The following is a 15,993-nucleotide window of genomic DNA, read 5'->3' on the forward strand; positions in this document are numbered from 1 at the left end:
AGAATTTGGCAGATTATCAGCCGGAGTTGTCCAGTGTTACGGACTGCGGTGCCGCTCCATCAGCGATAACTGGTGGTCCCGCACGGTATGGCCCTCCTGGGGCGACGCGGTCCACTGCCCGTCGGGTCGAAGTTCCCAGCAGCGGGTGGACGGGTCCAGCGCCGACTCGTACAACTCATCCAGCTGCGCGGTAAGTCTTGGGTCCTTGACCTGAACCATCACCTCAACACGTCGGTCAAGATTACGGTGCATCATGTCGGCGCTGCCGATCCAGAACTCGTCGATAGCGCGGAAGTGGATGATCCGCGAGTGTTCCAGGAACCGACCCAGAATCGACCGGACAAAGATGTTTTCGGAAAAGCCTTCCGCACCCGGCCGCAATGCGCAGATGCCGCGCACCACTACCTCGACTCGTACGCCCTCTTGCGACGCCCGATACAGCGCATCGATGACTTGTTCGTCAACAAGGGCATTCATCTTGAGCCGGATACGGCCGTCACCACTTTCGCGGTGAGCGGCCACTTCACGTTCGACGCGCTCGATAATGCCGCGGCGAATCCCATGGGGGGCCACCAGCAGATTGCGGTAGGACAACTTCCGCGAGTAGCCGGTCAGTGAATTGAACAAATCGGTCAGGTCCGCGCCGATATCCGGAGCCGCCGTCAGCAGACCGACGTCCTCATACAGCCGCGCGGTTTTGCTGTTGTAGTTGCCGGTCCCGATGTGGCAATAGCGCCGGATCAGCGGCCCTTCACGACGGACCACCAAGGCTGTCTTGCAGTGTGTTTTGAGTCCGACGATCCCGTAGGCCACGTGTACGCCCGCCTGCTCTAGGGCACGCGCCCAGCGGATATTGGCCTGCTCGTCGAAGCGCGCCTTGATCTCAACCAGTGCCACCACTTGCTTTCCGGCCTCGGCGGCGTCGATGAGGGCTCGAACAATCGGCGAATCCCCGGACGTGCGGTAGAGCGTTTGCTTGATTGCCAACACGTTGGGGTCCGCGGCGGCCTGCTCGATGAACCGCTGCACGCTGGTGGAGAACGAATCGTATGGATGATGCACCAACACATCACCTTCGCGCAGGGTCGCGAAGATGCTCTTGGGCGTTTCCCGCTCAGCGAAGGCGGGGTGGGTGGCCGGAACGAAAGTCCGATCTTTGAGCGCCGGCAGGTCCACACCGTAGATTTGCCACAACGACGACAGGTCGAGCAGTCCGGGCACCTCGATGACGTCACCGGGATGCACATCGAGTTCGCGCAGCAACAACTCCAGCATGCCTTCGGTCATGTCGTCGGCAACTTCAAGTCGTACCGGCGAGCCGAATCGGCGGCGGGCCAGTTCCCGCTCGAGTGCCTGAAGCAGATCCTCGTCGCGATCCTCTTCAACTTCGAAGTCGGCGTTGCGGGTGATCCGAAATGCGTGATGCTCGACGATGTCCATGCCCGGGAACAGCACCGGCAGAAACGCCGCAATGAGTTCCTCCACCGGCAAGAATCGGTGTACCGCCTGGCCTTCGGTGCCATCACTGTCTTGGCCGCCCAGCTCGACAAAGCGATCGACGTTGTCGGGAACCTTGACCCGGGCAAAATGCTGACCACCGTCATCGGGTTGCTTGACGGTGACTGCCAGATTCAGGCTCAGCCCGCTGACAAACGGAAACGGGTGCGCGGGATCCACCGCGAGCGGAGTGAGCACCGGGAACACCTGGTCGTTGAAATATGTTGACAGTTGTTCGCGTTCGGACTGATTCAGGTCAGCCCAGGTGATGATGTGGATGCCCTCCTCGACGAGCGCCGGGAGCACCGAATCGAGGAACACCCGTGCGTGCCGGCTGGCGATCTGCTGAGTCTGCTCACCGATTCGGCGCAGTTGCTCGCGCGGCGTCAGACCGTCGGCGGACAGTGCGGAGAGCCCCATTTCGTCGCGACGCTTAAGACCGGCAACCCGCACCATGTAGAACTCGTCGAGGTTAGAAGCGAAAATTGCCAGAAACTTGGCGCGCTCCAACAGCGGCATGGAGTTGTCGGCGGCCAGCGCCAGCACCCGAGCGTTGAAGTCCAGCCAACTCAGTTCCCGATTGAGGTAGCGGTCCTCGGGCAGCTGGTCGTTGGTGGCAGCCGGTGTCGCGGCCGGGGGAGCGGTCAGGGTCGAGTCACCCGGATCCCACTCGGTGTCATCTGGCCGCGCCTGCGTGACTGGGCTGGTTTCGATTTCGGTCACCCAGCGATCATTGCCTATCAACCGTTACGGTGCCAGCACACGAGTCAGATCTACGTCCCGTTAGTGCGCCATTCACTCCCCGGCCAACCTGGGCAGCGTGCTGGCGTTGGTGACGGCGCGCGCGGTCGCCGCTCCCACCCCGAGCCGCCGGGCGGTGGCCAGATCCGCCGGTGTGTCGACGTCGCATCGCAGGCCGGGCCACGCGCCGGTGAGCTCGATGGCACCCGAACGGCGATGTCGTGCGCAGGAATCGGTGCCGAAGTGCGGGCGCAGCGGGCTGCCGAAAGCGAACAGCGCGGCCGTTCCGGTGCCCAGCCGGTCGGCTACGAAGCTGCGCTGATATTGGCGTGCGGCGCGGATCGCCTCGTCCAGTTCCTGGGTCTGCATCGCTGGCAAATCACCTTGCAACACAACGATATTTGCAAAGGAGCCGGCCATCGCGCGTTCGGCGGCGGTGATCGCGTTGTTCAACGGATCGATGTCGCCCTCCGGCGTCGGGTCGGCCAGCACCCTGGCACCGAGTTCGGCCGCCGCGGCCGCAGCCACGTCATCGGGGGTGATGACCGTGATCGAACGCAATGCGCGTACCCGCGCCGCCGCGGTCAGTGTGTCGACCAGCATGGCGAGTACCACTCGCTCCCGGGTCGGTGCCGCGAACACCGGAGCCAGCCTGGTCTTGGCAGCGGCCAACCGCTTCACGGCGATGATCAGGCCGACATCACCCGTACCGCCGGCCGGTGTGCCGCTCATGAAGGTCATCCTGCCAGCGTTGGTTTGTGTCTGTCTTCTGTGTCACCCGCGAGCAGCCCGCCGCGCATCGGCGTGACGCCACCCCCGCGCGGGGTCTAATGTGTAGCGGCTATAGCTGCGGTAGCAGACTACTTACACGACAACCAGGGGTGTGTGGATGGCCAGCACGGGAACCGTCACGGTGATGGGCGCCGGTGCCTGGGGCACCGCCCTGGCCAAGGTGATGGCCGATGCCGGCGGAACGGTCGTGCTGTGGGCTCGCCGAGCGGATGTGGCCGACCGGATCAACACGACGCGATACAACCCCGACTATCTTCCGGGGACGTTGCTGCCCGAAGGCATTCGAGCCACCACCGATGCCGAAGAGGCGCTAAGCGGTGCAGACACCGTCCTGCTGGGAGTGCCCGCGCAGACACTGCGGACCAACCTCGAACAATGGTCCGCCCTGCTGCCGGCGGGGGCGACGCTGGCCAGTCTGGCCAAAGGCATCGAGCTGGGCACGCTCATGCGGATGAGTCAGGTGATCGTATCGGTGACCGGTGCCGATCCGGCACAGGTCGCGGTGATCTCCGGGCCCAACCTGGCCAGCGAGATCGCCGAGTGCCAGCCCGCCGCCACCGTCGTCGCGTGCAGTGACTCCGGGCGCGCGGTGGCGCTGCAGCGGGCATTGAACAGTGGTTATTTCCGTCCGTACACCAATACCGACGTGGTCGGCACCGAGATCGGCGGCGCGTGCAAGAACGTCATTGCGTTGGCGTGTGGGATGGCCGTCGGCGTCGGCCTGGGCGAAAACACCGCGGCGGCCATCATCACCCGGGGGCTGGCGGAAATCATCCGGCTCGGTATCGCGCTGGGCGCCAAAGGAGCCACGCTGGCCGGGCTGGCGGGCGTGGGCGACTTGGTGGCCACCTGCACCTCTCCGCACTCCCGCAATCGGTCGTTGGGTGAGCGCCTGGGTCGCGGCGAGAGCTTGGCATCGGCCTTGCACAGCAGGGACGGCCACGTCGTCGAGGGGGTGACGTCGTGCCAATCGGTGCTCGCGTTGGCCAGCAGCTACGACGTGGAAATGCCGCTCACCGACGCCGTGCACGGCGTCTGCCACAAGGGATTGTCGGTGGACGAGGCGATCGCGCTTCTGCTGGGCCGCAGCACCAAGCCCGAATAGGTGCTGCTGTGATCGTGATGCCGCACCACGTCACCCCCCGTCTGCCGGGCCCGGATGCTAAAACCGCAGCTTGGAGCGCTGGTTCGGGCTAGGTCGAGCCGGACCCGGTAACGTCTCCAGGTTGTGAGTGCCACCGACCGGCGTGAAAAGCGTGTCCGGGTCGCCGTTGTCTTCGGCGGGCGCAGCAACGAGCACGCCATCTCGTGCGTGTCCGCCGGCAGCATTCTGCGAAACCTCGACCCGCGGCGATTCGACGTGATCGCGATTGGGATCACCCCACAAGGGTCATGGGTGCTCACCGATGCCAACCCCGACGCATTGACGATCGCCAACCGGCAACTTCCCCAGGTGAGCCTGCAATCGGGTCCCGAGCTGGCCCTGCCGGCGGATCCACGGTGGGGCGGGCGGTTGGTGTCGTTGCCACCGGGTGTCGGTGAGGTGTTGACCTCCGTCGATGTGGTTTTTCCGGTGCTACACGGTCCCTACGGCGAGGACGGCACGATCCAGGGTTTGCTTGAGCTGGCCGGCGTGCCCTACGTCGGGGCCGGTGTGCTGGCCAGTGCGGCCGGTATGGACAAGGAATTCACCAAGAAACTGCTGGCCGCCGCGGGGCTCCCGACCGGGCCGCACGCCGTGTTGCGCCCGTCCCAACCCACGCTGGATCAGCCCGAACGCCAACGGCTGGGGCTGCCGGTCTACGTCAAACCCGCTCGCGGGGGCTCGTCGATCGGGGTGAGCCGGGTGTCGAGCTGGGATGAGCTGCCCGCCGCGGTTGCCGAGGCCCGCCGGCATGATCCAAAGGTGCTGATCGAGGCCGCGATCAACGGCCGCGAACTGGAATGCGGTGTGTTGGAATTGCCGGACGGCACGCTGCAGGCCAGCACCCTCGGGGAAATCCGGGTGGCCGGGGTGCGTGGACGCGAGGATTCGTTCTATGACTTTGCCACCAAATACCTCGACGACGCGGCGGAGTTGGACGTGCCGGCCAAGGTCGATGACGACATCGCTAACGCGGTGCGACAACTGGCGATTCGGGCGTTTATGGCCATCGACTGTCAGGGTCTGGCCCGGGTCGACTTTTTCCTCACCGACGACGGCCCGGTGATCAACGAGATCAACACGATGCCGGGCTTTACCACGATCTCGATGTACCCGCGGATGTGGGCGGCCAGCGGCGTCGACTATCCCACCTTGCTTGCGACCATGGTGGACACGGCGCTGGCGCGCGGCGTCGGGTTGCGCTAACGAGCCGGTGCCGGGTCGATCCGAACGGCCGCAACGGTGCGGTCGATCAGCTCGGACAACTGTTGGATCGGTGTTGGCCCGGACCCCGCCGGCAAGGTCAGCGCCACATACACCGGACGATCCACGGTGTACCAGGTCGATCTGCCCGAATCCGGTGACTGGGGTCCGCCGGGTTGCGGGTCGTCGCTGACCCGGAACCACTGCACCTTGTCGACGATCTGGATCGGCGAGCCAATCACGAAGTCGACCGGGCGGTCCAGCCCGCAGCGCAGGATGATCGGCTCGTGGTTGGGTCCCGAACTCCACGCGGTGGCGCCTTCGGGAGCGGGTTGCGCAATGGGGACGCGCCGGTAGTCGCCAAGATCCGACGGCAGATCCGTCAGGAGCGCATGGCATGCGGGACTGGCGGCCTGCGGTGCCGGCACCGCAGGGACGGTCACCGGCAGTTGTGGCGTGCTCCGGGTGGCGGCAAGCGCCAGGATCGTTACGGTCGCCGCCACGGCCAACACCACGGCGGCAACCATCACGACGCGTGACGGACCGTCCGAGTCGGCCTCGGGATTGGCAAGGGCATCGCCCGTCACCTGGCCGGCCACCTCCGATCTCATACACTGACTCGGTCCGCCCGGGCGGGCAGGACCCAACGTACCGCAGTCGCGCTGGTGCTCAGCGGTCCTCGAATGGGCCCGGCGGAGATCCTCGGCTTGGAGGAGGTGGGGTGCGCGACGATCAATCCGCGGAGTCGTTGACGCTGCAGCAGCTCGGTGAGTTCGCCGTCATCGACCGATTGGTGCTGGGTCGTCGTCAACCGGCGATGGTTGAGCTGGGGCCGGGTGATGACGCCGCAGTGGTGTCGGCTCGTGACGGCCGCGTTGTGCTGTCGACCGACATGCTGGTGCAGGATCGGCACTTTCGGTTGGACTGGTCAACGCCTCATGATGTCGGTCGTAAGGCCATCGCCCAGAACGCCGCCGACATCGCCGCGATGGGGGCGCGGCCCACCGCCTTCGTGGTGGGCTTCGGGGCTCCCGCCGATACCCTGGCGGGCCAGGTGAGCGCGCTCGCCGACGGGATGTGGGAGGAAGCGGGAAAAATCGGTGCCGGCATCGTCGGTGGTGACCTGGTCCGGTGCCCGCAGTGGGTGGTGTCGGTGACCGTGCTGGGTGATCTCGACGGACGCCCGCCGGTGCTGCGCTCGGGTGCCACACCCGGCGCATCGGTCGCGGTCGCCGGTGAACTGGGTCGCTCGTCTGCCGGATATGAACTGTGGCACAGCGCGATTGATGGATTCGACGAACTGCGGCGTCGTCACCTGGTGCCGCTGCCGCCCTACGGCCAGGGCGGGGTAGCCGCGGCCGCGGGGGCCCAGGCGATGATCGACATATCCGATGGTCTGGTGGCCGACCTGCGACACATTGCCGAGGCATCCGCGGTGGGCATCGAGCTGTCCACCGAGGCGATGGCCGACGATCATGATGCGCTGACCGCGGCCGCCGATGCGCTGGGCGCTGAGCCCTGGCGATGGGTGTTGGGCGGCGGTGAAGACCATGCTCTGGTGGCCTGTTTCGGCGGTGCGGTGCCGGACGGCTGGCGCGTCATTGGACGGGTGTGCGACGGGCCGGCCCGAGTGCTCGTCGACGGCCAAGAGTGGGCTGGATACCCGGGTTGGCAGTCGTTCGAGTAGTACGGCAATTGAGTAGGGTGGCGCGGTGACCGTCTACGCGATTGCCCAGCTGAGATTCACCGACCGCGCAGCATATGACCGCTACCAGGCAAAGTTCTTCGATGTCTTTCGTCGTCATTCGGGAACGTTGCTGGCGGCGGACGAGGCGCCGCAGGTAGTCGAGGGACAGTCCGACAGCGAAAAGGTGGTACTGATGTCGTTCCCCGACGAAGCCGCATTCCGTGCTTGGGCGCAATCGCCTGAGTACCAAGAGATCTCGAAAGATCGTCACGCCGGCGCCGATACGGTGGTGCTCCTGGTGAAGGGATTGCAGTGACCGCACGTCCGTTGACCGAGTTGGTCGAGCAGGGCTGGGCCGCCGCGCTCGAACCGGTGACCGACCAGGTAACTCAGGTGGGTCAGTTTCTGCGAGCCGAGATCGCGGCCGGTCGTCGGTATCTACCCGCTGGGTCGAATGTGCTGCGCGCCTTCACCTTTCCGTTCGACAAGGTTCGAGTATTGATCGTGGGGCAAGATCCCTACCCGACGCCCGGGCATGCCGTGGGTCTCAGCTTCTCGGTGGCGCCCGAGGTGCGTCCGCTGCCCCGCAGTTTGGCCAACATTTTCGAGGAGTATGGCGCCGATTTGGGTTATCCACCGCCGTCGTGCGGCGATCTGACACCCTGGGCGCAGCGCGGTGTGTTGTTGTTGAACAGGGTGCTGACCGTACGTCCCAGTAACCCGGCGTCGCATCGGGGCAAGGGCTGGGAAGCGGTGACGGAGTGCGCGATCCGCGCGCTGGTGGCGCGCTCTCAACCGATGGTGGCGATCCTGTGGGGGCGCGACGCGTCGACACTCAAACCGATGCTTGCCGCCGACAGCTGCGTTGCCATCGAGTCACCGCACCCCTCGCCGCTGTCGGCGTCGCGCGGGTTCTTTGGCTCGCGGCCGTTCAGTCGTACCAACGAATTGCTCGCGCAGTTGGGTGCCGACCCGATCGATTGGCGGCTGCCCTGATCGAAATGACCGCGCCGTCAATGGTCAGCCATACCCGTGGCGGCGGCGTTGCCGCTGTCGGGATTGACCGCGCTGCGGGAGTTGGTGGACCACGCCGCGGCGCAAGCCGGTAAGGCGCTAACTCGTGGCGAGTCGGACGACGGCATGAACACGCATGTGGTGTTTCTGGGCGAATGAATGGCTCACGCCGGACCCACCGGCCGGCCCAGCATCCGCGAGCCGGTCGCTATCCCGTCGGGTACGCGCTGGTCAGCCGCGGGTGACCTTGCCCGCCTTGAGGCACGAGGTGCACACGTTGAGCCGTTTCTTGTTGCCGCCGGGGCGAGTCACGGCGCGCACGGTTTGGACGTTGGGGTCCCACCGGCGGCTGGTGCGGCGGTGGGAGTGCGACACCGACTTGCCGAAGCCGGGGCCTTTCCCGCAGATATCGCACACAGCGGCCATTGTTCAACTCCTCAAGTCTGTTGGGGTCCGGCGATCTTCCGGGAGCGCACGCCGAGACAGCCCAGGCTAGCCGGGCCGTCCCAGGATAGCTGGGGTTCTCCGCAAGCGCCAAAACGACCCAGTGCCCGGGGATGCGTCGTGACCAGTGCTGTCGGTCCGGCTGGCTAGGCTCGATGCGCCGGGTCGCCCCGCCGCCGGCCGTGCCCGAGGACCGAAACCGCCGCAAACTGTCGGTGTCGTCGCCGGGCTACGCTGGCCCCCACTGGGTGGCGCCAGCAAAGTGCAGCAAAGGAGGTGGGGTCGGGTGGGCACACGACGTCTACTTGACGCCTCTGCTCTGCGGGATTGGGCGCAGACGGTGGTCAGCGACCTGATTTCCCACATCGATGAGATCAACCGGCTCAATGTGTTCCCCGTCGCCGATTCCGATACCGGCGCAAACATGCTGTTCACGATGCGTTCCGCAGTTGCCGAGGCCGAGTCGAAAGCTGGCGCGGGCGCTGGCGACGCCGACGTCTCCCAGGTTGCGGCCGCCCTGGCGGCCGGCGCCCTCAACGGGGCGCGCGGCAACTCCGGTGTGATCTTGTCTCAGATCTTGCGAGGCATCGCCGACGTGACCGCGAATTCTGCGGTCGACTCCGCCGGCGCTTTGCCCACGATTGAGGCCGCGATGCTGGCCGCCGCGCTGTGGCGAGGGGTCGAGCTGGTCGTCGTCTCGATGGGTGGGGAAGAGGTCCCCGGAACCATCGTTTCGGTGTTGCGCGCCGCCGCCGCCGGCGCCGAGCGGTGCGCCGACGGGGGTGAGGGGCTAACGGCCGCCATCACTGCCGCCGGTGACGCGGCGGTCCGCGCGCTGGAGAAAACCCCCGAGCAGCTCGATGTGCTCGGCGCCGCCGGGGTGGTGGATGCCGGTGGGCGGGGTTTGCTGGTCATGCTCGATGCACTGCAATCGACAATCACCGGCCAGGCGCCCGCCCGGCCGGTCTACGAGCCGTCGCCACGACAGTCCATCGCCCCGGTCGTGCAGGGGCCGGCGCCGCAATTTGAGGTGATGTATCTGCTGTCCGATTGTGATGCCGCCGCGGCCGACGCGCTGCGCGCTCGGCTCGGCCAAGTGGGAGATTCGGTGGCGATCGCGGCCGCGTCCGCACACAGCTACTCGGTGCATGTCCACACCGATGACGCGGGCGCAGCCGTAGAAGCCGGACTGGCGGCCGGGCGGCCGAGCAGGATCGTGATCTCGGCGCTTAGCTCCGGCGTCAATGGGCGTCCGGGAGGCAGCTGGACGCGGGAACGCGCCGTGCTGGCCGTTGTCGACGGTGACGGTGCCGCCGAGTTGTTCGCCGGGGAGGGCGCTTGTGTGCTGCGCCCCGGCCCGGACGCCGCCCTTCCCGCCGCCGATATCAGCGCCCATCAGTTGGTACGTGCGGTGGTGGACACCGGCGCGTCGCAGGTGATCTTGCTGCCCAACGGGTATGTGGCCGCCGAGGAACTGGTGGCGGGCTGTACCGCGGCCATCGGCTGGGGAGTCGAAGTGGTTCCCGTGCCGACCGGATCGATGGTCCAGGGGTTGGCGGCGCTGGCGGTGCACGACCCGGGCAGCCAGGCGGTCGATGACGGCTACACCATGGCTCGCGCCGCAGGCGCGGCCCGGCACGGGTCGGTACGCAATGCCACCGAGAAGGCTTTGACGTGGGCCGGCGCCTGTAAGCCGGGCGACGGTCTGGGTATCGCGGGTGACGAGGTGCTGATTGTCGCCGATGATGTCGCCGCGGCGGCGACCGGACTGCTCGACTTGCTGCTGGCATCGGGGGGCGACTTGGTAACCGTGCTGCTGGGGGCCGAACTTGACGACGACGATGCCGCCGCACTGGGTGGCATCCTGGAAAAGCACATGCATGATCATCATCCGGGCTCCGAGCTGGTGACCTACCGCACCGGTCATCGCGGTGATGCGCTGCTGATTGGGGTGGAGTAGCCGTGGTGGCACTGGGCGATCGGCTCGATTTCATTCTGGGCGCCAAGGCCGCCGACGCTCTAGAGGAAGAATTCGGCATTCGAACCGTCGACGACCTGCTGCGGCACTACCCACGTAGCTATGTCGAGGGTGGGGCCAGGCGCGGCGCGGACGACCAGCGGCCCGAAGAGGGCGAGCACATCACGATTGTTGACGTCATCACCGAAACAAAGTCGTTTCCGATGAAGAAGACCCCCAAACGGTTGTGTCTGCGGATCACGCTCGGCTCCGGCCGCGAGAAGGTGACTGCCACGTTCTTCAACGCGGACTACATCAAGAAGGGTCTCACCCAGCACACTCGGGTGATGCTGTCCGGGGAGGTCGGGTATTTCAAGGGCGTCATGCAGCTCACCCATCCGGCGTTTCTGATCCTGGACTCGCCGGACGGCAAGAACCATGGCACCAGATCGTTGAAGAGCATCGCCGATGCCTCCCAAGCCATCAGCGGCGAGCTGGCGATGGAGGAATTCGAACGGCGGTTCTTCCCGATCTATCCGGCCAGCACCAAGGTGCAGAGCTGGGACATCTTCAAGTGTGTGCGTCAGGTCCTCGAAGTCCTTGACCCGGTAGATGATCCGTTGCCTGCGGCGCTGCGTGCCGAGCACGGCCTGATTTCCGAAGACACCGCACTGCGTGCTATTCATCTGGCCGAGAACGAGTCCGAACGGGAGCGGGCGCGCCAGCGACTGACCTTCGATGAAGCGATCGGCCTGCAGTGGGCGCTCGTCTCCCGGCGGCACGGCGAGCTGTCCGAATCGGGGCCCCGGGCGCCCCGGCAATCCCACGGTTTGGTGGCAGCACTGCTGCGTCGGTTGCCCTTCGAACTGACGGCGGGACAGCGTGAGGTGCTCGATGAGCTCTCCGACGGGCTGGCGGCTACTCGGCCGTTGAACCGGCTGTTGCAAGGAGAGGTTGGCTCGGGCAAGACGATTGTTGCGGTGCTGGCGATGTTGCAGATGGTTGATGCCGACTACCAGTGCGCGCTGTTGGCGCCGACGGAAGTACTTGCTGCGCAACACCTGCTATCGATCAACGATGTTCTGGGTCCGTTGGGCATGGGTGGACAGCTGGGTGGGGCCGACAGCGACGGCGGAGTGGCTACCCGGGTGGCCCTGTTGACCGGGTCCATGACGGCGGGCCAGAAAAAGCAGGTGCGAGCCGAGATTTCCAGCGGCCAAGTCGGCATCGTGATCGGAACCCATGCGCTGCTTCAGGATGCGGTGGAATTCCACAACCTTGGCATGGTCGTGGTGGACGAACAGCATAGATTCGGCGTCGAACAGCGAGACCAGTTGCGCGCCAAAGCGCCGGCCGGCATCACCCCGCACCTGTTGGTGATGACGGCTACTCCCATACCGCGCACCGTTGCCCTCACCGTCTACGGCGATCTGGAGACCTCAACGCTGCGCGAACTTCCGCGCGGACGCCAGCCGATTACCACCAACGTCATCTTCGTCAAGGACAAGCCCGCCTGGCTCGAGCGGGCTTGGCAGCGCATCATCGAGGAAGTCGCCGCCGGGCGCCAGGCCTACGTGGTCGCGCCGCGGATCGACGAGGACGATGAGTCCGACAAAGCGGAGCAGGGTGGCCGTCCTTCGGCAACCGCCGAGGGACTGTTCGCTCGGTTGCGTGCCGGCGAGCTGAAGGATCTGCGACTGGCGCTCATGCACGGACGGTTGTCGGCCGACGACAAGGAAGCCGCGATGGCGGCCTTTCGGGCCGGTGAGGTCGACGTGCTGGTGTGTACCACCGTCATCGAGGTAGGCGTCGATGTCCCCAACGCCACCGTCATGTTGGTCATGGACGCCGACCGGTTCGGCATCAGCCAGTTACATCAACTGCGCGGCCGCATCGGCCGCGGCGAACATCCGAGTCTGTGTCTGCTGGCCAGCTGGGTCCCGACGGGCTCTCCGGCGGGACGGCGGCTGCGCGCAGTCGCCGAGACCATGGACGGGTTCGCGCTGGCCGATCTGGACCTCAAGGAACGCAAGGAAGGAGATGTGCTGGGCCGCAACCAGTCCGGCCGGGCCATCACCTTGCGGTTGCTGTCTTTGGCCGAGCACCAGCAGTTCATCGAGTCCGCCCGGGATTTCTGCAACCAAACGTACCAAGACCGGGCACCGGGCCCAGACGCCGGCGCGCACCCCGGTTTGGCGTTGATGGCAGCACGATTCACCAACACCGATCGCATCGAGTACCTGGACAAGTCGTGAATCGCAGGCTGTTGTTGTGGCTTTCGGTGCTTGCCGCGTTGGCGCTGGTGGTTGCCTATCAGACGCTGACGTCCTCACGGGCCAGGCAGGCCGACGAGTTCGCCACGCGCGCCGACGTCCCGACTGTGCAACCCGGTACCGATGTGCTCGCGGGTATTGCGGTGCTGCCGCAGCGGATCCACCGCTACGACTACCGCCGGGATGCGTTCGGCGCGGCCTGGGACGACGACAACGATGCGGTGGGCGGGCACAACGGGTGCGACACCCGCGACGACATCCTCGATAGGGATCTGGTGGACAAGACTTACGTGGCGACGAAGCGGTGCCCGAACGCGGTGGCCACCGGGACGTTGCATGATCCGTACACCAACGCCATTGTTGCCTTCCAACGCGGAGCCCACGTCGGCCAATCCGTCCAGATCGACCACATAGTCCCGCTGTCCTACGCCTGGGATATGGGAGCGTATAGCTGGTCGGATCCGCTACGGGTACGGTTCGCCAACGATCCGGCCAACCTACTGGCCGTGCAGGGCCAGGCCAACCAGGACAAGGGCGATTCGGCGCCCGCGGAGTGGATGCCGCCCAACGCCTCGTTTGCGTGTCAGTACGCCATGCAGTTCATCGCGGTGCTGCGCGGGTACTCGTTACCGATAGACGAGGCGTCGACCGGCGTTTTGCGCCGGGCGGCGACCACCTGTCCAACCCGATAGGGCGGTGCCAGGCTGGATCGGCAACTACACGCCGCTGAAGGTCAGGGGGTCTTCACGAACGCGGGTGCCGTCGTCCAGGCCATTCATGGCATCGATGTGCTCGCTGGCCAATTCGAAATCAAACACGTCCAGGTTGGTGGCCAGGTGCTCGGCATTTGCCGAACGAAAGACCACGGCGTTACCCAATTGCAGGTTCCACCGGAGCAGCACCTGTGCGGGGGTCTTGCCATACTCGCCCGCGATCGATGTCACGGTGGGGTTGTCCATCAACCGGCCGAGCACCAACGGCGTGTAGGACTGCGTGACGACGTTGTGCTGCGCATTGACTTTGCGCAGCTCGTCTTGGTTGAGCAGGGGGTGCAGCTCGATCTGGTTGACCGCCGGGGTGACGAACGTGAGGTCGATCACGTTCGACAAGTGCTCGTCGGTGAAATTGGATACGCCGATCGAACGGGCATGGCCTTCGCCGCGAGATTGGATCATGCCCCCGAAAGCGTCCACATACTTTCCGACCGCCGGCGCCGGCCAGTGCACCAGATACAGGTCCACGTAGTCCATGCCGAGACGCTCCAAGCTGGCGCTGCAGGCTTCCTGCGCAAGGGTGAAGCCGTGGTCGGCGGTGGCCAGCTTGGTGGTGACGAACACCTCCGCGCGCGGAAGGCCGGATGCGGCGATCGCCCGGCCGACTGCGGCCTCGTTGCCGTAGGCCGCGGCGGTGTCGATGAGCCGGCAGCCCATCTCCAACGCCGTCGATACCGCACGCTCGGTTTCGTCTTCCGACAATTCCGCGACGCCGAGACCGAGCACCGGCATGGTGTTCTCGTCATTGAGGGTTATTGAGGGGATAGCGGCGCCGCCCGATTCGCCAGTCAACGTATCTCACCTGCCTGTGAAATTGAGGTTCTCCGATTAGGGCCAAGCCGGGGTCCGTGGTCCAGCGACGTGATCGACGCGAGCGACGAGATCGACGAGGTCAGAAAGGTCAACGCCAGTTCACCGGCGTTGCGTTCGAAGTCGAACACGTCGAAGTTGCTCACAATCCGTTTCGGGGTCCGCGACCTGGGGACCACGATATTACCGAGTTGTATATGCGACCTAATCAACGCCCGCGTCGATGGCGTCCGGCTGGGCCCGGGAGTGAGCATTGCGAGGCGGTCCGGTCACGTCGTGCAGGCGGCCATGGCCTGCCACCCGGCTGGGGTCAGCCGGTGCTGGTGCTCGATCGCCCAGCCTTGCGGCCCTGGTCGGGGTTGGTCAATTCGGCGACCACTAGAGTTGGTTACCGGGGCACGTCGGAATCGGCGACCAGTCGCCGATTGGTGTCCGCCGACTCGATTCGGAAGATGTCGAGCCCGACGGCGGGTACCCGATGACCGTCGTTGAGCGTGAAGGGTTTTCGAGGGAGCAGCCCATGACCAAGAGCCTGCCAGGTGTGCCGAACCTGCAGCCCGGAACAACGGGCGAGTCGATGCGGTGGACCAGTCGCATCCAAAATGGCGTGACCAACGTCGGCGTAAAAGTCATTCCGTGGCTCCCGGACGCCGCCAAACGGCTTCTTACCCGAGGTCGTTCGGTGGTCATCGACGGCAACACCCTTGATCCCACGCTGCAGCTGATGCTCTCGGGTATGCGGGCCGTAGGAATCGACGGCCTGGTCGTCGACGACGACGCGGCGATCTCCCGTGCCTACATGCGAGAAGTCACGATGGGATTCGCCGGTCCGCAAATTCACGTTGAGGTCCAACACCTGGCGCTGCCCGGACCCGCTGGTGAGATCGGGGCCCGACACTACCGTCCGCCAGGTGGTGCAGCAGCGCCGCTGCTGGTCTTCTATCACGGCGGCGGCTGGGTCATCGGGGACCTGGACACTCATGATGCGGTGTGCCGGTTGATCTGCCGTGATGCCGGCATCCATGTGCTGTCGATCGACTACCGACTGGCGCCCGAGCATCGTGCGCCGGCGGCGATCGATGACGCCTTTGCAGCCTTCCAATGGGCGTACGCGCACGCCGGCGAACTCGGTGCGACCCCGGGAAGCGTTGCGGTTGGTGGCGACAGCGCGGGCGGGAACCTGGCCACCGTGGTGTGCCAGCTGGCACGTGACGGTGGCGGCCCGGCTCCGGTGTTTCAGTGGCTGATCTATCCCAGGACCGACTTCGGCGGGCAGACCCGATCGATAAGCCTGTTCGCCCGTGGTTTCTTGCTGACCAAGAGAGACATCGACTGGTTCCATTCGCAGTACTTGAAGGGTTCCGGCGTCGAGATCACCGATCCTCGGGTGTCCCCGTTGCGAGCCGACTCGCTGGCGGGCCTGGCGCCGGCACTGATCGCCGTCGCCGGGTTCGACCCGCTTCGCGATGAAGGCCAGGAGTACGCGACGGCTTTGCGGGCCGCCGGAAACCCGGTGGACCTGCGCTACATGGGGTCGCTGACGCACGGCTTTATCAATCTTTTTCCGCTCGGGGGCGATAGTGCCGCCGCGACGAGCGAGCTGATCTCCGCGCTGCGCGCGCACCTGAGCCGGATGTGAGCTGCGGGTGTCGGCCGCC

Annotated in this window: 15 protein-coding genes and 1 pseudogene; 10 read left to right on the plus strand and 6 right to left on the minus strand. The window is 65.7% G+C overall.

The features are described 5' to 3' along the window. Positions 1-36 precede the first annotated feature (36 nt). Positions 37-2,241, minus strand: a complete 2,205-nt coding sequence (locus MB901379_RS07435; RefSeq protein ID WP_158016025.1) for an RNA degradosome polyphosphate kinase — start codon at positions 2,239-2,241, stop codon at positions 37-39. A 51-nt stretch (positions 2,242-2,292) separates the two neighbouring features. Beyond that, the gene (gene cofC, locus MB901379_RS07440; protein ID WP_158019022.1) at positions 2,293-2,970 is read right to left on the minus strand and encodes a 2-phospho-L-lactate guanylyltransferase; all 678 of its coding nucleotides are present in this window, start codon (positions 2,968-2,970) and stop codon (positions 2,293-2,295) included. Between the two features lie 157 nt (positions 2,971-3,127). Between cofC and MB901379_RS07445 the strand changes: the two genes are divergently transcribed. Together MB901379_RS07445 and MB901379_RS07450 are read left to right on the plus strand one after the other, a co-directional pair. After that, positions 3,128-4,135: an NAD(P)H-dependent glycerol-3-phosphate dehydrogenase gene (locus MB901379_RS07445; protein WP_158016026.1), complete on the plus strand. Its 1,008-nt coding sequence runs from the start codon at positions 3,128-3,130 to the stop codon at positions 4,133-4,135. Positions 4,136-4,258: 123 nt separating this feature from the next. Beyond that, positions 4,259-5,380: a D-alanine--D-alanine ligase family protein gene (locus tag MB901379_RS07450; RefSeq protein ID WP_158016027.1), complete on the plus strand. Its 1,122-nt coding sequence runs from the start codon at positions 4,259-4,261 to the stop codon at positions 5,378-5,380. Here the strand turns inward: MB901379_RS07450 and MB901379_RS07455 are convergent. Further along, positions 5,377-5,988, minus strand: coding sequence for a DUF3515 domain-containing protein (locus tag MB901379_RS07455; protein WP_158016028.1), 612 nt, complete (start codon positions 5,986-5,988; stop codon positions 5,377-5,379). The two genes, MB901379_RS07450 and MB901379_RS07455, sit on opposite strands and share 4 nt — an antisense overlap. A gap of 110 nt (positions 5,989-6,098) precedes the next feature. On the opposite strand from MB901379_RS07455, the gene MB901379_RS07460 reads away from it, so the two are divergent. From MB901379_RS07460 to MB901379_RS07475, 4 genes are read left to right on the plus strand one after another with little or no spacing between them, the layout of a single operon-like run. Next, a complete protein-coding gene (locus tag MB901379_RS07460; protein WP_158016029.1) occupies positions 6,099-7,064 on the plus strand; it encodes a thiamine-phosphate kinase in 966 nt (321 codons plus the stop codon). 25 nt (positions 7,065-7,089) lie between these two features. Then, a complete protein-coding gene (locus MB901379_RS07465) occupies positions 7,090-7,380 on the plus strand; it encodes a DUF1330 domain-containing protein (RefSeq protein WP_158016030.1) in 291 nt (96 codons plus the stop codon). Continuing rightward, positions 7,377-8,060, plus strand: coding sequence for a uracil-DNA glycosylase (locus MB901379_RS07470; RefSeq protein ID WP_158016031.1), 684 nt, complete (start codon positions 7,377-7,379; stop codon positions 8,058-8,060). The genes MB901379_RS07465 and MB901379_RS07470 overlap by 4 nt, the downstream gene beginning before the upstream one ends. A 36-nt stretch (positions 8,061-8,096) precedes the next feature. Continuing rightward, positions 8,097-8,237, plus strand: a complete 141-nt coding sequence (locus tag MB901379_RS07475; RefSeq protein WP_158016032.1) for a hypothetical protein — start codon at positions 8,097-8,099, stop codon at positions 8,235-8,237. A 72-nt stretch (positions 8,238-8,309) separates the two neighbouring features. Here MB901379_RS07475 and rpmB read toward each other — a convergent pair whose 3' ends face one another. Next, complete coding sequence (gene rpmB / locus MB901379_RS07480) at positions 8,310-8,504, minus strand: 50S ribosomal protein L28 (protein WP_158016033.1); 195 nt, start codon at positions 8,502-8,504, stop codon at positions 8,310-8,312. 304 nt (positions 8,505-8,808) lie between these two features. On the opposite strand from rpmB, the gene MB901379_RS07485 reads away from it, so the two are divergent. The 3 genes from MB901379_RS07485 to MB901379_RS07495 are packed head-to-tail and all read left to right on the plus strand — an operon-like array spanning position 8,809 to position 13,444. After that, positions 8,809-10,482 carry a DAK2 domain-containing protein gene (locus MB901379_RS07485; RefSeq protein WP_158016034.1) on the plus strand — a complete coding sequence of 558 codons (1,674 nt, stop codon included), beginning with the start codon at positions 8,809-8,811 and terminating at the stop codon, positions 10,480-10,482. A 2-nt stretch (positions 10,483-10,484) separates the two neighbouring features. Then, positions 10,485-12,734, plus strand: a complete 2,250-nt coding sequence (gene recG / locus MB901379_RS07490; RefSeq protein WP_158016035.1) for an ATP-dependent DNA helicase RecG — start codon at positions 10,485-10,487, stop codon at positions 12,732-12,734. After that, entirely contained in the window at positions 12,731-13,444 is a 714-nt protein-coding gene (locus MB901379_RS07495) for an HNH endonuclease family protein (protein WP_158016036.1), read from the plus strand. Before recG ends, MB901379_RS07495 begins: the two co-directional genes overlap by 4 nt. 24 nt (positions 13,445-13,468) lie before the next feature. Here MB901379_RS07495 and MB901379_RS07500 read toward each other — a convergent pair whose 3' ends face one another. Together MB901379_RS07500 and MB901379_RS24495 are read right to left on the minus strand one after the other, a co-directional pair. Then, positions 13,469-14,317 (minus strand): aldo/keto reductase, encoded by an 849-nt coding sequence (locus MB901379_RS07500; RefSeq protein ID WP_158016037.1) that lies wholly within the window; start codon positions 14,315-14,317, stop codon positions 13,469-13,471. 6 nt (positions 14,318-14,323) lie between these two features. Next, positions 14,324-14,568: pseudogene (locus MB901379_RS24495) on the minus strand (hypothetical protein); the annotation flags it as partial. Between the two features lie 287 nt (positions 14,569-14,855). Between MB901379_RS24495 and MB901379_RS07505 the strand changes: the two are divergent. Further along, positions 14,856-15,974 carry an alpha/beta hydrolase gene (locus MB901379_RS07505; protein WP_158016038.1) on the plus strand — a complete coding sequence of 373 codons (1,119 nt, stop codon included), beginning with the start codon at positions 14,856-14,858 and terminating at the stop codon, positions 15,972-15,974. Positions 15,975-15,993 lie beyond the last annotated feature (19 nt).

Origin of the sequence: Mycobacterium basiliense, from assembly GCF_900292015.1 — a bacterium.
Taxonomy (GTDB): Bacteria; Actinomycetota; Actinomycetes; order Mycobacteriales; family Mycobacteriaceae; genus Mycobacterium; species Mycobacterium basiliense.

What these genes read in the sequence shown, in the direction of transcription:
- cofC (WP_158019022.1), bottom strand. Translation starts at nt 2,970, where the DNA reads ATGAGCGGCACACCGGCCGGCGGTACGGGTGATGTCGGCCTGATCATC.
- MB901379_RS07445 (WP_158016026.1), top strand. Translation starts at nt 3,128, where the DNA reads ATGGCCAGCACGGGAACCGTCACGGTGATGGGCGCCGGTGCCTGGGGC.
- MB901379_RS07455 (WP_158016028.1), bottom strand. Translation starts at nt 5,988, where the DNA reads ATGAGATCGGAGGTGGCCGGCCAGGTGACGGGCGATGCCCTTGCCAAT.
- rpmB (WP_158016033.1), bottom strand. Translation starts at nt 8,504, where the DNA reads ATGGCCGCTGTGTGCGATATCTGCGGGAAAGGCCCCGGCTTCGGCAAG.
- MB901379_RS07505 (WP_158016038.1), top strand. Translation starts at nt 14,856, where the DNA reads ATGACCAAGAGCCTGCCAGGTGTGCCGAACCTGCAGCCCGGAACAACG.